This is a genomic window from Pseudomonas sp. LBUM1649 (genome assembly GCF_059716155.1).
Window position 1 is genome coordinate 767,468 of record NZ_CP166807.1, and the last position, 17,553, is coordinate 785,020.

Annotated in this window: 16 protein-coding genes and 1 other RNA gene; 7 read left to right on the forward strand and 10 right to left on the reverse strand. The window is 59.2% G+C overall.

All coding sequences use genetic code 11. The annotated features are described in order from the left end of the window. The first annotated feature begins 18 nt into the window (after nucleotides 1-18). Both ACA058_RS03405 and ACA058_RS03410 read left to right on the forward strand, forming a co-directional pair. Nucleotides 19-738 carry a hypothetical protein gene (locus ACA058_RS03405; protein ID WP_497637849.1) on the forward strand — a complete coding sequence of 240 codons (720 nt, stop codon included), beginning with the start codon at nucleotides 19-21 and terminating at the stop codon, nucleotides 736-738. Nucleotides 739-1,088: 350 nt separating this feature from the next. Next, nucleotides 1,089-1,859 (forward strand): APH(3') family aminoglycoside O-phosphotransferase, encoded by a 771-nt coding sequence (locus ACA058_RS03410; protein ID WP_497637850.1) that lies wholly within the window; start codon nucleotides 1,089-1,091, stop codon nucleotides 1,857-1,859. Nucleotides 1,860-2,000: 141 nt separating this feature from the next. Here the strand turns inward: ACA058_RS03410 and ssrA are convergent. From ssrA to ACA058_RS03445, 7 genes are all read right to left on the reverse strand, one after another. Then, nucleotides 2,001-2,397: a transfer-messenger RNA gene (ssrA, locus tag ACA058_RS03415) on the reverse strand. Nucleotides 2,398-2,493: 96 nt separating this feature from the next. Beyond that, nucleotides 2,494-2,769: a PA2433 domain-containing protein gene (locus ACA058_RS03420; protein WP_497637852.1), complete on the reverse strand. Its 276-nt coding sequence runs from the start codon at nucleotides 2,767-2,769 to the stop codon at nucleotides 2,494-2,496. Between the two features lie 257 nt (nucleotides 2,770-3,026). Beyond that, complete coding sequence (locus ACA058_RS03425; RefSeq protein ID WP_497637853.1) at nucleotides 3,027-5,840, reverse strand: FAD-binding and (Fe-S)-binding domain-containing protein; 2,814 nt, start codon at nucleotides 5,838-5,840, stop codon at nucleotides 3,027-3,029. After that, nucleotides 5,837-6,508 (reverse strand): LutC/YkgG family protein, encoded by a 672-nt coding sequence (locus ACA058_RS03430; RefSeq protein WP_497637854.1) that lies wholly within the window; start codon nucleotides 6,506-6,508, stop codon nucleotides 5,837-5,839. Before ACA058_RS03430 ends, ACA058_RS03425 begins: the two co-directional genes overlap by 4 nt. Beyond that, on the reverse strand, nucleotides 6,508-7,962 hold the full coding sequence (locus ACA058_RS03435) for a LutB/LldF family L-lactate oxidation iron-sulfur protein (protein WP_497637855.1): 1,455 nt from the start codon (nucleotides 7,960-7,962) through the stop codon (nucleotides 6,508-6,510). The genes ACA058_RS03430 and ACA058_RS03435 overlap by 1 nt, the downstream gene beginning before the upstream one ends. Further along, nucleotides 7,959-8,783 (reverse strand): (Fe-S)-binding protein, encoded by an 825-nt coding sequence (locus tag ACA058_RS03440; protein ID WP_497637856.1) that lies wholly within the window; start codon nucleotides 8,781-8,783, stop codon nucleotides 7,959-7,961. Before ACA058_RS03440 ends, ACA058_RS03435 begins: the two co-directional genes overlap by 4 nt. A gap of 158 nt (nucleotides 8,784-8,941) precedes the next feature. Next, nucleotides 8,942-10,636 carry a lactate permease LctP family transporter gene (locus ACA058_RS03445; RefSeq protein WP_497637857.1) on the reverse strand — a complete coding sequence of 565 codons (1,695 nt, stop codon included), beginning with the start codon at nucleotides 10,634-10,636 and terminating at the stop codon, nucleotides 8,942-8,944. Between the two features lie 263 nt (nucleotides 10,637-10,899). Here ACA058_RS03445 and ACA058_RS03450 point away from each other — a divergent pair, with 263 nt between their 5' ends. Next, nucleotides 10,900-11,667 (forward strand): GntR family transcriptional regulator, encoded by a 768-nt coding sequence (locus tag ACA058_RS03450; RefSeq protein ID WP_497637858.1) that lies wholly within the window; start codon nucleotides 10,900-10,902, stop codon nucleotides 11,665-11,667. Between the two features lie 59 nt (nucleotides 11,668-11,726). Here ACA058_RS03450 and smpB read toward each other — a convergent pair whose 3' ends face one another. Beyond that, a complete protein-coding gene (gene smpB, locus ACA058_RS03455; RefSeq protein ID WP_095169483.1) occupies nucleotides 11,727-12,209 on the reverse strand; it encodes an SsrA-binding protein SmpB in 483 nt (160 codons plus the stop codon). Between the two features lie 118 nt (nucleotides 12,210-12,327). On the opposite strand from smpB, the gene ACA058_RS03460 reads away from it, so the two are divergent. From ACA058_RS03460 to ACA058_RS03470, 3 genes are read left to right on the forward strand one after another with little or no spacing between them, the layout of a single operon-like run. Then, nucleotides 12,328-13,731, forward strand: coding sequence for a sodium-dependent transporter (locus tag ACA058_RS03460; protein WP_497637859.1), 1,404 nt, complete (start codon nucleotides 12,328-12,330; stop codon nucleotides 13,729-13,731). 7 nt (nucleotides 13,732-13,738) lie between these two features. Then, nucleotides 13,739-14,173 (forward strand): type II toxin-antitoxin system RatA family toxin, encoded by a 435-nt coding sequence (locus ACA058_RS03465; RefSeq protein WP_497637860.1) that lies wholly within the window; start codon nucleotides 13,739-13,741, stop codon nucleotides 14,171-14,173. Further along, nucleotides 14,166-14,480, forward strand: coding sequence for an RnfH family protein (locus ACA058_RS03470; RefSeq protein WP_497637862.1), 315 nt, complete (start codon nucleotides 14,166-14,168; stop codon nucleotides 14,478-14,480). The genes ACA058_RS03465 and ACA058_RS03470 overlap by 8 nt, the downstream gene beginning before the upstream one ends. A gap of 188 nt (nucleotides 14,481-14,668) precedes the next feature. Here ACA058_RS03470 and ACA058_RS03475 read toward each other — a convergent pair whose 3' ends face one another. Then, nucleotides 14,669-15,196: an outer membrane protein assembly factor BamE gene (locus tag ACA058_RS03475; RefSeq protein ID WP_497637863.1), complete on the reverse strand. Its 528-nt coding sequence runs from the start codon at nucleotides 15,194-15,196 to the stop codon at nucleotides 14,669-14,671. Between the two features lie 97 nt (nucleotides 15,197-15,293). Here ACA058_RS03475 and fur point away from each other — a divergent pair, with 97 nt between their 5' ends. Beyond that, entirely contained in the window at nucleotides 15,294-15,698 is a 405-nt protein-coding gene (fur, locus tag ACA058_RS03480) for a ferric iron uptake transcriptional regulator (protein ID WP_003197684.1), read from the forward strand. Between the two features lie 74 nt (nucleotides 15,699-15,772). Here fur and recN read toward each other — a convergent pair whose 3' ends face one another. Beyond that, entirely contained in the window at nucleotides 15,773-17,446 is a 1,674-nt protein-coding gene (gene recN, locus ACA058_RS03485; protein WP_497637864.1) for a DNA repair protein RecN, read from the reverse strand. Nucleotides 17,447-17,553 lie beyond the last annotated feature (107 nt).

The window sequence follows — 17,553 nt, forward strand, 5'->3', positions numbered from 1 at the left end:
TCGAAAGAGGCAAGACCCATGAACGATTTGCTGAAAAAAGTACTCGACGCCCATGGCGGCCTGGAGCGCTGGAACACGTTCGCCACGCTCAACGCCACCATCGTCACGGGCGGGGAGTTATGGGCAATGAAGGGCGTGGTGCAAGACACGATACCCCGCGAGATGACCGTCAGCCTGCACCAGCAAAGCGCCAGCGTGACGCCGTTCGGCAACCCACACTGGCGCACGGCATTCCGGACCGATTACATCGCCATCGAAACCACCGATGGCGAAATCGTGCGCGAGCGATCGAACCCGCGAGCGTCATTCGCCGGGCATGGCATGGACACACCCTGGGACCCGCTGCACCGTGCGTACTTCAGCGGGTACGCCATGTGGACCTACCTGACGACACCGTTTTTCATGGCGATGGCGGGTTTCAACGTCACTGAAATCGCGCCTTGGCAGGAAGGCCCCGAGGCCTGGCGCGGTCTGCGCGTCGAGTTCCCGGAACACATCGCCAGCCACAGCCGGTTCCAGGACTTTTACTTCGGTGACGACGGACTGTTGCGGCGACATGACTATCATGTCGACGTGGCCGGCGGCTTTGCAGCCGCCCAATACGTCGGCGAGTACGCTGAAGCCCAGGGCTTTCGTTTTCCCTCCCGGCGCAGAGCCTACCTGCGGGGTGAGGATCGGCAGCCCTTGCGCGAGAGGGTGATGGTGTCGATTGACTTGAGCGAGTTTCGTTTGAGTTGAGGGGCAAAACGCGGGCGACAAAAAAAGCCGTGAAGAGTGGGCTTTACGGCTTTTTTGAGTAGTCAGATCAGGCGACCCAACGCATCACCTTCTCAAGGTGGCCAGTGTGCTCGTCCCAGAATGTGGGGGCTGTGAAGTGATGCGCCTGGATTGACACTCGTAGCCAAATGTCCAATACGGGCTCCAGGTCAACCTTTCGAAAGTCGCGGATCATGAGGCCTCAACGATTGAGTCAGGAAGGAAGAATTGTGCCATATCCTCAGCACGCCACTATCGACTGATTAAGCCTGGACCAGGCGGCCTACGCGCAGACTGGCAGTAAATCCGCCAACACTTGAGTAAATGACAATATGTATATTCCGACCCAATGGTCCCAAACATTCAGTGGGGCGCCTATTGAACGAAAAACTATCGGAGAGTCAGGGGCGGAGGTTTGTTGCATCCCCTGCATCAACGGGGAACACCTGTTTGTGAAGTCCGAGCCCATTGGTGCACACAGTGAGTTGCCAGAAGAGATTGAGCGTCTTCGTTGGATGAACCGGCTCGACCTGCCTGGGCCAACAGTTCTTGATGCTACGACAGAAAACAATCGCCATTGGTTACTCATGAGTGCCGTCCCCGGACAGGATCTGGCCAGTGCCAACGACTTGTCTGCACCCCAAATCATCAGCATCCTGGCGGTGGCACTACGTACTCTGCACCAGGTGCCAATTGAGACATGTCCCTTTGACCACCCCTTGGAGCAGCGCATAGCAGCCGCCAGGAGTCGAGTGAGTGCCGGGCTCGTTGACGAGGCAGACTTTGACGATGAGCGGCTGGGTTGGACCGCTGAGGATGTTTTCACACAGATGCTGTCGACCCTCCCTCAAACATATGATCTTGCGGTCACCCACGGCGATGCCTGCCTGCCGAATTTCATGGTCGAAGGAAGCAGCTTTACCGGCTATATCGACTGCGGCCGACTAGGCATCAGTGACATCTATCAAGATCTTGCGCTGGCTGCCCGAAGCATCGAACGCAATTTTGGATCGGCATGGGTAGCCCCATTTTTTCGCGCCTATGGTGTGGAGCCAGATCAGCAACGTATAGCGTTTTACTGTTTGCTGGACGAGTTCTACTGAAGGGCGAAAGGGGGCGAAAAAGCATGTCCCCCGGTTTCTACCCGGGCAAGCCCGCTCCCACAGGGTACGTGCGGGCCCTGGATCACCAAGCCCCAGATGCAACAAAACCCGCACTTGGCGGGTTTTGTTTTGCTTCGTGTTTGGTGGAGCCGGGGGGATTTGAACCCCCGTCCGCCAGTACTCCGCTGTCGGTACTACATGCGTAGCCGTGTCTATTAAGTTAACCCTCAGCGACCCGACGGGCAGGGTGCTTTGGGCGAGTTGTGTAAGTTTTAGCCGCTTCGTCCACAACGTACTGCACGGCGATTCTGTTCTATATGACAATCACTTCGGGTTTACAGACATCCCCTGGTGATTGCTGGACCCGAAGGTACCAGAAGCTCAGGGCTAAGGCTGCTTACGCAGCGAGAGCGAATTCCTGGCCGTAGTTTTCGTCATTGGCAACTATAAGTAGTTGCAACAGTGGATTTACGAGTTCTGTTACCAACTCGGCATGCACCTAAAGTTTCGCAACCGGCGTCGAATCCTAAACGGCCCCGAACTCATTGCCCGAAAATCTCGTTGAGCAACAAGCCTGCACAGTGTACGCCAACGTGGCGCAGAAGGCCAACCCGAAGGTTGGCCCTGTCTCGCATCAGTTCCGGGCGGGGTCTCGAATCTGCATTTTAGTAATGATGCCGTTGGAGATTTCGATGCAATCCTTGTCGTTGCCCGCTGCCTTGGCCGCTTTGGCTTTCGCAAGACCATCTTTGACGGTGTCCAGAGAACCTTCGGGTATGGAGGGCGCGCTATCCACGAAGTCGCTTATTTTTTGAATGTTCCCATCACACAGATCTTTATCCGCCGCGAACACCGGCGAGGCCAACAGTGCAGCAGAAATGAACAATCCAGCAATTGCAGAGTGCTTCATGGGTATCTCCTTGCGCATGAGGGCTCGGTGCTGCCGGTGAAAGGGGGCCGCTGGCCGAGGTGGTTATAAGCCCTTTCACAGGGCCTAGCTAAATGACTATAGCCGGGCGCAGGAATTCGGTTTTTTTTGCGGGTGAATTGCGTGGGACAAAAAAGAAATGTTTGTGGGAGCGAGCTTGCTCGCGATGGGTCTGAGGGCAACGCGTTTATTCAGGAAGCACGCGTTATCGTTGACGTCCATCGCGAGCAAGCTTGCTCCTACAGGGCGGGGCGCGCTTGGGTTACGCGGTCTACCAGGTAGACCAGTCCGTGATAATCGATCCCGCCATGCTGGGTGAGACCGATTTCGCAGGTGCGGCTGGTGGAAATGCCTTCGCTGCAATACTGCACCGCATCCTTCAAGGTGCGCAGCGAATGTGCGTTCAGCTCGGGGGTGGTGAAGCCCTTGTCGCCAGCAAATCCGCAGCAGTGAATGCCTTCGGGGATAACCACATTTTTGCTGCATTTGCGCGCCAGATCGATCAGTGCCTGGCTTTCGCCCAGATGCTGGGTGCTGCAGGTGACATGCACCGCGATCGGCGCTTCCTGCGGCGTGAACTCCAGTCGATCCATCAAGTGCGTACGGATGAAACGCACCGGGTCGTACAGGTCCAGGCGCACATCGCCCAGATCCTGGGTCAGGCGCAGTGTGCAGGGGCTGGTGTCACAGTAAATGGGATCGAGCCCACCACGGCTGGCGTGGAGCAGGGCGCCTATCAGTTCCTGGCGTTTGTGTTCGGCCTGTTCGGCATAACCCTTGGAGGCGAACGGCTGGCCGCAGCATAGGTTGTCCAGGTTGTCCGGGAACACCACTTGGTAACCGGCCTTTTCCAGCAGGCCGCGGGTCTTGTCGTACAGTGACATTTGCTCCTTGTCCCCCGCCGCCGGCCCCATGGCCCGTGAAACGCAGGCTGCCAGATACACCACACGCGGGCGTTCGTCGGTCACCGACGGGCTGAAGCGAATGGCTTTTTCCGGCTGGGGCATGGCGTTGGTCCATTGCGGGACCTGACCTTTGGACAAGCGCGTCAACGTCGCCGACAACTTTGCCAGGCGTGGCGCGCCCAGGAGCATCCGCGCGCCATTGGCCACGTGCAGGGTGAAACGTGCACCTTGCAGCGCTGTGGCGAAGTTTCCTTCCAGCCAGTTGGCCGTTTTCGTATGAGTTGCGTGTAGGCCGCGAAGCTTTTTCACCAGCTCGCCGGTGTTGATTCCCACTGGGCAACGTTGCGCACAAAGACCGGTGGCAGCACAGGTGTCGATGCCCTGGTATTCATAGGCCGCTTCAAGTTCGCGGGTATCGACCCCGGCACGTTTCTTCGCCTGGATGTCACGCCAGATCACGATGCGCTGACGCGGGCTCAAGGTCAGGCCTTTGGAAGGGCAGACCGGTTCGCAGAAGCCGCATTCGATGCACTTGTCGACGATCTCGTCGGCGGCCGGCAGCGGTTTCAGATGCTTGAGGTGGATCTGCGGGTCTTCGCTGAGCACTACGTCCGGATTGAGAATGCCGTTGGGATCGAGCAGGCGCTTGAGCTGCCACATCAACTGGTAGGCGTCGCTGCCCCATTCCAGTTCGACGAACGGTGCCATGTTGCGCCCGGTGCCGTGCTCGGCCTTGAGCGAACCACCGAACTCGACAGCCACCAGTTGCGCCACGTCGTCCATGAATGCCTGGTAGCGTGCGACTTCTTGCGGATTGTTGAAGCCTTGGGTGAAGACGAAGTGCAGATTGCCTTCCAGTGCATGTCCGAAAAGGATCGCTTCATCGTAGTGATGTTTGTCGAACAGCTCGATCAGCCGGTTCACACCGATGGCCAGTTGTTCCACCGGGAAGGTCACGTCCTCGATGATCACCGTGGTCCCGGTCTTACGCACCGCGCCGACGGCGGGGAAGGTATCCTTGCGGATCGCCCAGAGTCGGGCGTTTTCCAGCGGGTCTTCGGTGAAATCGACTTGTTTCTCTACCGGGAACGAGGACAGTGACGCCATGATCTGCGCCAGTTGTTCTCGCAACAACGAGGTAGATGCCGCGCGGGATTCGATCAGCAGGGCGCAGGCATTGTTCGACAGGTGTTGTACGAAAGCGGGCATGCCGGGTTTGTTCTGCACCGAGCGCAGGCTGCGGCGGTCCAGCAGTTCTACCGCCGACACCGGTTGGCTTTTCAGCACGGTGACGGCGTTGCAGCAGGTTTCCACGTCCGGGAATACGATCAGCGCCGAGGCCTTTTTCGGGTGATCGATCACCGTGTCGTAGGTCACCGCGCTGATGAAGCCGAGAGTGCCTTCGGAACCCACCAGCAAGTGGCTCAAGATATCCACAGGCTCGTCGTAATCCACCAGGGCGTTGAGTGAGAGGCCTGTGGTGTTTTTCAGACGATATTTGTGGCGAATTTTCGCAGCCAGTTCGGCATTGGCGCGGGTCTCGCGGCCCAAGGTCGCGAGACGCTCCAGCAGGTCGCCATGACTGGCCCGAAACGCCGCGACACTGGCAGTATCTTCGGTATCGAGACGGCTGCCGTCGGCCAGTACCAGACGGATGCCCGCCAGGGTGTGATAGGTGTTTTGCGCTGTGCCGCAGCACATGCCGCTGGCATTGTTGGCAACGATGCCGCCGATTTTGCAGGCGTTGATCGATGCAGGGTCCGGGCCGATCTTGCGCCCGAACGGTGCCAGCCAGGCGTTGGCTTGAGCCCCGATCACCCCCGGTTGCAGGCGGATTTGTGTGCCTTGGCCCCGGATCTCGCGACCGTTCCAGTTATCCCCAAGCACGATCAACACCGAATCGCTGATGGCTTGCCCGGACAGGCTGGTGCCAGCGGCGCGGAAGGTCACGGGAACCTGCTCGCGCTGCGCCAGTTTCAGCAGCGCCACCACTTCGTCTTCGGACTCGACTCGAATCACCAGTTGCGGAATCAGTCGATAGAAGCTGGCATCGGTGCCGAAGGCCAGCGTCGACAGCGGATCGTCGAAACGCCGTTTCCGGGGAATCAGTTGCTGCGCATCGCGCAGGAAAGCGGCCGGTAGACTCATTGGTCCTCCAGGATCAACACCACCAGGTCTTTCGGGCCGTGGGCGCCGTAGGCCAGGACTTGTTCGATGTCAGCGGTTTTCGACGGACCGGAAACCAGCAAGGCATTGGTCGGCATGCCCTGGGCCCATTCGAATTCCTGTTGCACCTGATAGAAGTTATCGCGGATTTCACTGGCCTTGAGCAAGGCGAAATGCACCGGCGGCGCCAGGCTCATGAGGCGCGGTTCTTCCCGCGTCGGCCAGATAATCAGGCTGCCCGTGGCGGCGATTGCGCCAAGGGTGGTGGTCAGGCTCGCCGGGGTGTCGTTGAACAGTTCCGCTTTCCATTGTTCAACCGGACGGTCGTAGGCCTTGAGCGCCGGCAGGCCGGGATTTTTCGCCCAGTGCTGGGTGACACGTCGCCCGTGCGGCGTAGTAGGGGCGATCAACAGGCTTGGCAGTTGACGATCGTGCAGCAGTGTTGCCAGCAAGGCCGGCCAGTGTTCACCCGATGTCAGATGGATTTCCGTATGCACCGCTTCCATTAGCTTGCGCAGTTGCGGGATGCGTTGATCTGGCGTGTAGGTGTAGGGCTTTGTCACCAGCTCGACGTCGAAGTTGTCAGCCACTGGGGTGGTACCTGTCAGACTTTTGCGCAACTTGGCGAGGATGTTCTGCTTGGCACTCATCAACGATCTCCCTGTTTGGCCAGATGCTCGCGAGCCATGTCATGCAGTGAACGGGCGGCGGGTTTCGGGGCGCTGCGGTTTTGTGTCCATGGGCCGACATTGCTCGGCGTAAGGGCGCGCAGGCGAGTAGCGGCCAAACCGAACAGGCGATACAGCGTCGGTGAGCTGTTGAGTCTGGCCCAGGCGTTCCAGATGAATCGTTCCTTACGCGAGTACTTGCTGCCCTGGCCGCGCATCACTTGATCCGGGCTGTCCGGCGCCTTGACGTTCTCTTCGCGCAAACGGCGCAGCAAAGCAGGGATCGGGATTTTTACCGGGCACACTTCACCGCAGGCACCGCACAACGAAGAGGCGCTCGGGTGGTCCGGGACTTTCGCCAGGCCAACCATGTGCGGGGTGATGATTTTTCCGATAGGGCCAGGGTAGACCTCGCCGTAGGCATGACCGCCGATTCGAGTGTAGACCGGGCAATGGTTCATGCAGGCGCCGCAGCGAATGCAGTTCAGGGTCTGGCGCAGTTCGCTGTCGGCAAAGGCCTGGCTGCGACCATTGTCGAGCAGTACCAGGTGCACTTCCCGGGGGCCGTCGAGCTCATGCTCCTTGCGCGGGCCGGAGATCATGTTGACGTAGGTGGTGATCGGGATGCCCAGGGCCGAACGGGTCAGCAACGACAGTAGCGGCACCACGTCGCGCAGGTTCTCCACGACTTTTTCGATGCCGGTGACGGCGATGTGCACCGGTGGCACCGTGGTGGTCATGCGGCCGTTGCCTTCGTTTTCCACCAGCAGCAGGGTGCCGGTTTCGGCCACGGCGAAGTTGACGCCGGAGACGCCGATGTCCGCTTCGAAGAATTTCTGCCGCAGGACCCTGCGACCGATCTGAATGAGTTGGTCAACGTCCTTGGTGTATTCCACGCCAAGTTTGTCGTGGAACAAGGACGCGACCTGACCGGCGTTCTTGTGGATTGCCGGCATGATTATGTGTGAAGGCTTCTCGTGGTCGAGCTGGACGATGTACTCGCCCATGTCCGATTCCAGGCATTCAATGCCCTGTTCAGCGAGGACGTGGTTCATCTCCATTTCTTCGCTGACCATCGATTTGCCCTTGATCACTTGCCGCCCCTCGTGAGCGCGGATGATCGAGAGGACGATGCCATTGGCTTCGTCCACCGTTTCCGCCCAGTGCACTGTCACACCGTTGCGGGTCAGGTTCTTTTCAAGTTGCTCGAGCAGCTCTGGCAACTTCGATAAAGCACGGGCGCGGACAGCATTGCCCAGCGCTCGTAGATGTTCCCTTTCGTGGGCATCGCTGAAAGCCGCGGCCCGTTTGGTCATCAGTGAATCCATCGCCTTGCGGAAGTTGCCTCGCAATTGCGCATCACCCAGCGCCTCGTGCGCCCGGGTGCGGAAGTCTTCTTCTACGGCGACCGTAGGAATAATCTCGGCGGCACTCATTGGGCACCTCCGGTACGCTGCCAGAGGAAACTGGCCAGGTGTTGACCGCGCAACGCTTCCTTCTGTTTCTCCAGCGAGCCGTTGATGTTCATCAGGCAACCGCAGTCGGCACTGAGTACCTGGTGCGCGCCGGATTCCTTCAGCGAACGGGTCTTGTCTGCCACCATCGCGCCGGAAATGTCCGGCATACGGACGCTGAAAGTCCCCCCGAAGCCACAGCATTCGCTTTCGTGACTGTGCTCGACCCGTTCCACGTTGCTCAGTTGCGACAACAATTCGCGGCCGTGGAGGTGGGTGTTCATTTCACGGCGTGCCGAACACGACGTGTGCAACGCTACCTTCACCGGCGTGCCGCTGTCCTTGAACTGCACTTTGCAGACAAACAACAGAAACTCGGCCAGCTCATAGGTCCTGGCAGCCAGTGCCTGGACTTGTTGCAAAGTGTCCGGCTCATCCTTGAACAAGTCGGCATAGTGTTCGCGCAACATGCCCGCGCAGGAACCCGAAGGCACCACCACCGGATAATCCCCGGCGAACAGCGCCAGTTGCGAGCGCGCGACGGTCCTGGCCTGCTCGGTGTAGCCCGAGGTGTAGGCCGGTTGACCGCAGCAACTTTGCCCTTGCGGGTACTCGACACGGATGCCTTCGCGTTCCAGCAAGTGGATCGCGTCCATTCCGGCTTGCGGGTAGAACAGATCCACTACGCAGGTCCCGAACAGGTATACCCGTTGCGGTTTCTCGCTGGGGTATTGCCGAGGCTCGGGCAGTGGCGGGGCGACACGGGTCGCATTCGGCACAGCGTTGTAAAAAAGCTCGCTCATCAGGCGTGTCTCTCGGCGGGTTATCCGTCCGCTGAGGCCGCTGAATATAAAGAGAGATTCTTTCAGCAGCCTTACAGACCGGGTAGTGAATAGCTGACGCCGGGGGCGTGGCCCAGCGTCGGTTTTTTCGGACTTACTCATGTAGCTGCTTGTAGCGCTTAGTGCACAAGCATCCCTGTGAACCAGTAAGCCTGGGCCAGAGTGATCAGGCCGACAATCGTTGCGAAGAACAGGCTGTGCTTGAGGGTGAAGCGGAACAGATCCGATTCCTTGCCCACCAGGCCAGTCGCCGCGCAGGCCACGGCGATCGATTGTGGCGAGATCATCTTGCCGGTCACGCCGCCGCTGGTGTTCGCCGCCACCAGCAAGGTGTCGTTGACGCCGATCTGGTGGGCGGTGGTCGCCTGCAACGAACTGAACAGCGCGTTAGACGAGGTATCGGAGCCGGTCAGGAACACGCCCAGCCAACCGAGGAACGGCGAGAAGAACGGGAAGGCTGCACCCGTGCCGGCCAGGACCAGGGCCATGGTCGACGACATGCCCGAGTAGTTGGTGACGAACGCGAAGGCCAACACCATGCCGATGGACAGAATCGGCCAGCGCAGTTCATAGAAGGTCTCTTTCAAAGTGGTAAGGCCAGTTTTGAGGTTGATCTTCAGAACCAGCATCGAGATCAGCGCCGAGAAGAAAATCGCGGTGCCTGTGGCGGAAATCGGGTCAAGCTTGAACACGGCCGGGAGGGCAGTCGGCGCGGCCACGATCGGTGCCACCTTGATCACCATCTGGTCCAGGTGCGGGATGGCGAAGTTGAACACGAAGCTGTACATCGAGCCGCCAGCGGCAAACATCGCCTTGAACGGTTTGAGCGTCCAGATGGTCACCAGCACTGTCAGGATCAGGAACGGCGACCAGGCTTTGAAAATTTCACCCAGGCTGTAAGGCGAAGCGAAGGTGGTGCGCTTCTGGCCGAAACCACCGACGCTGGCGCTGACCACGGAAGCCGACACGGCGCCGACGATGTGCTGGCCGGCGGCGCGTTTTGGCTGCCAGACCTTCAGGAACATGGTCAGGGAAATCAGACTGGCCAGGGCCGACGTGATGTCTGGCAGTTCCGGGCCGATGAAGTTGGAGGTGAAGTATTGGGTCACGGCGAAGCTCAGGCCCGCGACCAGCGCTGCCGGCCAGGTTTCCCGCACGCCGCGCAGGCCATCCATCATGAACACCAGCCAGAATGGCACGAACAGCGACAGCAGCGGCAACTGGCGACCGGTCATGGCGCCGATCTTGAAGGCGTCGATGCCGGTCACTTGCCCGGCGACGATGATCGGAATACCCAGGGCGCCGAAGGCTACCGGCGCGGTATTTGCGATCAGGCACAGGCCCGCGGCGTACAGCGGGTTGAAGCCCAGGCCTACGAGCAGCGCGGCGGTGATCGCCACCGGTGCGCCGAAACCGGCCGCACCTTCGAGGAACGCGCCGAAGCAGAAACCGATCAGCAGCACTTGCAGGCGCTGGTCGTCGGTGATTGACAGCACCGAGCTGCGGATCACTTCGAACTGGCCACTCTTGACCGTGAGTTTGTAGAGGAATACCGCCGCCACGATTATCCAGGCGATCGGCCACAGGCCATAGGCAAAGCCATACCCAGCGGCGGCGAACGCCATGTCGACCGGCATCTTGAAGGCAATGATTGCCACCAGGATCGACAAGGCCAGGGTGATGCTGCCGGCCACGTGTCCCTTGAGACGGAACACGGCCAGGGCCAGGAAGAAAAACACGATGGGAATAACGGCTGCGAGTGCGGACAGGCCGAGGCTGCCGAGCGGGCTGTAGAGCTGTTGCCAGGTTTGCATATGGGGTGGCCCCTAATTGTTGTTGGTCATGCACTGTTCAGCGTTCTTGGTTAATTGGTAATACCAATTTACAATCGCTGTTGGCTAGGGTAAAAGCGTTGTAGGCGGTGTGTCAATTTGCCGCCCTAAAACTTTTGTCGTAGGCAGGGTTTTGCAGAGGACCTGGCCAGTTTGGGTAATGGTCGCGTGGCAGGTGCCTGCGTCGCATGGATAGGCCAGAATAGAGCCCCGGCGCGCCGTCGGGATGGTGGAGAAATTGAGTTATGGGGTTTGATCAGATTCGGCAGCGCCGTTTGTCTGACGATATTGTCGAGCAGCTCGAGGGCATGATCCTTGAGGGCACGCTGAAGGCCGGTGAGCGCTTGCCGGCGGAACGCGCGTTGGCCGAGCAATTTGGCGTTTCTCGTCCTTCGTTGCGCGAAGCTATTCAGAAGTTGACCGCCAAGGGCCTGCTGGTCAGTCGTCAGGGTGGCGGCAATTACGTGGTGGAGTCCCTGGGCACGACGTTCAGTGACCCACTGTTGCATCTGCTGGAAAGCAACCCCGAAGCCCAGCGCGATCTGCTGGAGTTTCGCCACACGCTGGAAGCGTCCTGCGCCTATTACGCGGCGTTACGCGCCACCGACGTTGACCGTGAGCGATTGACCGCGGCGTTCAATCAATTGCTGGACTGCTATTCGCGTCACGATGAAGTCAGTCGGGCGGAAGAGGGCGCGGCGGATGCAAATTTTCACCTGGCGATCGCCGAAGCCAGTCATAACGCGGTGCTGCTGCACACCATTCGTGGGTTGTTCGATCTGCTCAAGCGCAACGTGGTCACGAACATCGGCGGCATGTACAAGCAGCGCACCGAAACCCGCGACATGCTGATTACGCAGCACCGGGAGTTGTATCAGGCGATTATCGAAGGCCGGGCGGAACAGGCGCGGGAAGTCTCCAGTCGACACATTCTGTATGTGCAGGAGGTGCTGGAGGAGGTGCGTCAGGAAGTGCAGCGCGTGGCACGGGCGGAGCGGCGCAAGGGGATATAGTCAGTAAATGATCGTTCCCACGCAGAGCGTGGGAACGATCATCTCAGGCGAAAAGGAAATTAATCTTCCTTGCCCTTGTTGCGCACCGCGCGCTGCAATTCGCGCCCGGCGTCGCGTTCGCGCTCGGTATCACGCTTGTCGTATTCCTTCTTGCCCTTGCCCAGAGCAATTTCGCACTTGACCATGTGCTTGCTCCAGTACCAGGACAGGCACACGCAGGCGTAGCCTTTTTGCTGCACGGCAGCGGCGAGCTTTTCCAGCTCCCGCCGGTTGAGCAGCAATTTTCGCGTGCGCACCGGATCGGCGATGACGTGGGTACTGGCGGTCATCAGGGGCGTGATGTGACTGCCGAGCAGCCAGGCTTCGCCATCCTTGAGCAGTACGTAACTGTCAACCAGTTGCAACTTGCTCGCCCGCAGACTTTTTACTTCCCAGCCGGCCAGGACCAGACCAGCCTCGAACCGATGTTCGATGAAGTAATCGTGTCGCGCCTTTTTATTTTGCGCGATGGTCCCTGTTGGGTGTTTCTTCTGTTTAGCCATAGGGGCGGCATTATAGGGAGTTGCACGCAAGTCGGCTACGGTGTTGCTGCATGCTTGAGCAGGTTGATTGAATCCCGGACAATGCGGCCTCTTTTTTGAACACTTGGTCGTAATAACGATGTCGACAGACAAGGTTTCTGTCCACGGCAGTTGGGCTAGCCGCTGGGTCTTCATACTCGCCGCGACCGGTTCGGCCGTGGGCCTGGGTAGTATCTGGAAATTCCCCTACATGGTTGGCGTCTACGGCGGCGGCGCCTTCGTGCTGATGTTCCTGGCCTGTATCGCGTTGATCGGTGTGCCGGTCATGCTCGCGGAAACCCTGATCGGCCGGCGTGCGCGGCAGAGTCCGGCCAACGCCTTGAAGGTGCTGGCGCTGGAAGCAGGGCATTCGGGCAAATGGTCCTGGGGGGCCTTTGCCGGGATGATCACGGCGCTGCTGATCCTGTCTTTCTATAGTGTGGTCGGCGGCTGGTCGCTGGACTACATCATCGACATGGGGCGTGGCGACTTCCAGGGGGCGACGCCCGATCAGGTGGGTGCGTACTTTGGCAATGTGATTGCCGATCCATGGCGCCTGACACTTTGGCACACGATTTTCATGCTGCTGTCTGCCGTGGTGATCGCCAAGGGCGTGGTCGCGGGGCTTGAGCGCAGCCTGCGAATCATGATGCCGTTGCTGTTCGTGATGATCCTTGTGCTGCTGGGCTATAGCATGACTACCGGGCATTTCTTGGAGGGCGTGCATTTCATGTTCGACTTCCACCCGGAAAAAGTCCTCGACGGCTTGTTGCCGGCCATGGGGCATGCGTTCTTTTCCCTGAGCGTCGGGGTCGGTTCGATCATGATCTACGGCGCCTACATGCCCAAGCATTCGTCGATTTCCGGGACCATCGTCGGCGTGGCGCTGCTGGATACCTTTGTGTCCCTGGTGGCTGGTCTGGCATTGTTTCCGATTGTGTTCGCCGGGGGGCTGAACCCGAGCGAAGGCCCTGGCCTGATGTTTGTCAGCCTGCCATTTGCCTTTGGCAACGTAGCGTTTGGTCAGTTGATGGGCGTAGTGTTCTTCGTGTTGGTCGCGATTGCAGCCTGGAGTTCGGCCATTTCGCTGCTCGAACCGATGGTGGCGTACCTGGTTGAGCGGACAAAAGTCAGCCGCGCCTGGGTAACTTTCTGGCTGGCATTCATATGCTGGTTTGTCGGTCTCGGTACGGTGTTTTCCTTCAATATCTGGAAGGAGGCCAAGTTTTTCGTGAGCGAAGGCGGTTTATTCCACCTTTATCAGTGGGGAGCCGCAGGCGGTCTGGATTTCTTTGGTGTAATCGATTTCTTCACCTCGCGAATCATGTTGCCACTCGGTGGTTTGTGTTTCGTGGTGTTTGCAGGCTGGGTGATGGGTCGGGATGCGGTGCGCGACGAGTTGTCGATCCGTAGCCCGGCGTTGTTCACCCTGTCCTTGTTCTTGATGCGCTATGTGGCGCCAATCGGCATTCTCGTAGTGTTTGCCGCCCAGCTCTGGAAGTGACGCTGACATGACGACACACATTTCACGTTCGGCCTTGCTGCCGTACCCCGCGCAAGCGCTGTATGACCTGGTCAACGACGTGGCGCGTTATCCGGAATTCCTGCCTTGGTGCTCATCGGCCGAAGTCCTGGAAAGCTCTGCCGATCATATGCGCGCGAGCGTTGGCGTCGCCAAGGCTGGCCTCAGCCAGCATTTCGTGACGCGCAACACCCTGGTGCCCGGCCAGTCGATCGAGATGAACCTCGAAGAGGGGCCGTTCACTCAGCTGCATGGCGTGTGGGTGTTCAAACCGTTGGGCGAGAAGGCCTGCAAGATCAGCCTGGACCTGTCGTTCGATTACGCCGGCCCGATCATTCGCGCGACCCTGGGGCCGTTGTTCAATCAGGCGGCCAATACGCTGATGGACGCGTTCTGCCAGCGCGTCAAGCAAATACATGGTTGAGGCGTTGATTGAGGTCGAGGTGGTCTATGCCGCCGTTGATCGTCAGGTGCTCCTGCCGGTGAGGGTGCCGGCGGGAACCGCCGTTCGCGCCGCGTTGCAGAAGTCCGGTGTGGGTCAGGCTTTCCCGGAACTGGACCTGTCGCAGTGTCCGGTGGGGATTTTCGGCAAGGTGATCGTCGATCCCGAAAGTCGTCCAGTTCAATCAGGGGATCGCATCGAGATTTACCGGCCATTGCTGGCGGATCCGAAGGAAGTGCGTCGACTGCGTGCGGCAAAGGCTGCCGAGGCCAAAGCGCGAAATCAGTGAGCCGGGTAACTGCCAGGCATTAAGACAATTTTCAGGCAAGCAAGAAATCTGTGGCGAGGGGATTTAGCGAAGCGTCGCACCGCCCCGTTCGGCTGCGAAGCAGTCGTAAATCCGAACCACTCGATCTGCTTGAGGGGGCGCTGAGGGCCGCTTCGCGGCCCAACGGGGATAAATCCCCTCGCCACAAATTATTGCGGCGAGGTTTCCAGAGGCTCTGGAGTCGGGACTGGCACGGTTTCGACACCGTCCACTTCCTTCTGGATCTGATCGAGCAACGAGCCAGGCTTGACCGGCTTTTCCGGTTTCGGCTGCTCGACGTTTTCTGCCGGCGCAGTGACGGTGGTGCCAGTGTCTTTGCCCAGAATGGCTTCGTCGCGGCTCACGCCAGGCATGAAATCGCCAGAGAGGCTGACAAGCTGGTCATTTGGGTTGAAGATAACGCTAATGCGTTCCTGTTGGCGTTCGCCGCCACCCGGTTGCAGGCTGTACAGATAATCCCAGCGATCGGCATGGAACGTGTCAGTCAACAGAGGGTTGCCCATGATAAACCGTACTTGCTTTCGGGTCATTCCCGGGCGTAACTGGTCTATCATGTCCTGCGTGACGACATTGCCCTGCTGGATGTCGATTTTGTAAACCCCGGGGAATGAACAACCGGCGAGTGCGAGCAGTCCCACAAAGGTGAAACTGGTTAGCAAGAGCTTGGTGTTTTGCATCGGTGGGCGACTTCCACTATCTTGGCTGGGACAACGTAAACGCCGATCATACCCGCATTAAGAGAAGCTGCGAAGCAGCATCGCGAGAAAGCTGACCATGGTTGAAAATAGCGAACTACGCAAAGCCGGCCTCAAAGTGACCCTGCCACGGGTCAAGATTCTGCAAATGCTCGACTCCGCCGAGCAGCGCCACATGAGTGCCGAGGATGTCTATAAGGCATTGATGGAGGCTGGCGAGGATGTCGGTCTGGCCACGGTTTACCGTGTACTGACCCAGTTCGAGGCAGCTGGACTTGTGGTGCGGCACAACTTCGACGGAGGCCATGCGGTCTTCGAGCTGGACGACGGCAAGCATCACGACCATATGGTCAACGTCGAAACCAGCGAAGTGATCGAATTCTTCGACGAAGAAATCGAGCGCCTGCAGAAAGCCATCGTCGACAAGTATGGTTTCGAGATGGTTGATCACAATCTTGTGTTGTACGTGCGCAAGAAAAAGTAAGCATGTCGCGCGAACCCAGGTTCGCGAAACGAACGAAGGCGACCCTAGGGTCGCCTTCGTGCTTTCTATCGTTGCTAGATTTTTGCGGTAACGACCATTTTTTTCGCGTGGGCCAGGGATTCCTTGGTGAGATCTATCCCGCCCAGCATCCGCGCCACTTCTTCTACACGATCGTTCTTGCTCAATTTGGAGACGGCAGTGCGAGTGGCATCTTCGCCGCGTACCTTGTGCACGAACAGGTGCTGATGCCCTTGTGCGGCCACCTGTGGCAGGTGCGTTACCGTCAGGACCTGCCCGCGTTCACCGAGCCTGCGCAGCAATTGACCGACGATTTCCGCGGTCGGTCCGCCGATCCCTACGTCCACTTCGTCGAACACCAGGGTCGGGATGCGGGAAGTTTGCGCGGTGATCACCTGGATCGCCAGGCTGATACGCGACAGTTCGCCGCCCGATGCAACTTTCGCCAGTGCCTTTAACGGCTGCCCGGGGTTGGCACTGACTAGCAGTTCTACTTGTTCGAGCCCGTTGGGCAGTAGTTCGTCGCCACTGTTGGGGCGCAGCTCGATGGTGAAGCGACCGCCCGGCATGCCCAAACGCTGGATTTCCTGTTCCACGGCGCTGGCCAGACTGCTTGCCGCCTGATGGCGCAAGTCGCTCAGTTCCCGGGCCTTCTCCCGATAATGGCGGGCATAGGCTGACAGCTCGTCGCCCAGGCGCTCGATGGACTCGTCGTTGGCATTGAGTGTTTCGATTTCGTCCAGCAGCTTCTGTTGCATCTCGGCCACTTCGGTGGGCTGGATACGGTGTTTGCGCGCCAGGGTATAGATCGCATCAAGGCGTTCTTCCAGGTATTGGAGGCGCGCCGGGTCAGCGTCGAAGTTGTCGAGGAAGCGGTTCAGTTCGCCCACGGCTTCTTCAACCTGGATCTGTGCGCTGGTCAGCAGGTTGCTGGCTTCGCCCAGTGCGCCGATGGAGCTGTTCACGCTCGACAGGCGATTGAGGCTGGTGGTCAGGGCGTTGAGCACGTTGCCGGAATCGCTTTCGCTGCATTGTTCGACGACTTGTCGGCAGATGCCCAGCAGGGTTTCGGCGTTGGTGAGGTTCTTGTGTTCCTGTTCCAGCTGTTCCAGCTCGTTGTCGCCGAGGCCGAGGTTTTCCAGCTCTTCGAGTTGATAGCTGAGCAGTTGATGGCGAGCGCGTTGCTCGTCGCCGGAGTTGGAAAGGCGCTCCAGTTCCTGGCGGGTCTGGCGCCAGCGCTGGGCAGCAAGCTGTACCTGGCGGGCAAGGTCCGTGGCGCCGGCGTATTCGTCGAGCAGGCGGCGATGGGTGTCGGTCTTGAGCAGGGACTGGTGTTCGTGCTGGCTGTGGATGTCGATCAACAGTTCACCCAGCGCCTTGAGGTCGCCCAGCGGGCAGGGCGTGCCGTTGATGTAGCCGCGCGAGCGCCCTTCGGCGGTGATGACCCGGCGCAGGATGCACGGGCCGTCGTTCTCGAGGTCGCGTTCGGCCAGCCAGGCACTGGCTTCCGGAATGTCGGCCAGGTCAAAGGTTGCCAGGATGTCGGCCTTGTCTGCGCCGGGGCGGACCACGCCGCTGTCGGCTCGATCGCCGAGGGTCAGGCCCAGGGCGTCGAGCATGATCGACTTGCCGGCGCCGGTTTCCCCTGTGATCACGCTCATTCCTCGATCGAGTTCAAGATCGAGATGTTCAACGATGGCGTAGTTATGTACGGACAGGTGCACCAGCATAGAGGCCGCTCCCAGGCTTTATGTCTGGTTATTTATACAGTGTTTTATTTGCGGCTGACAATGCCCCTCGTTAGCTCGATTTGCTTGATCCGACGAAATCCATAGTT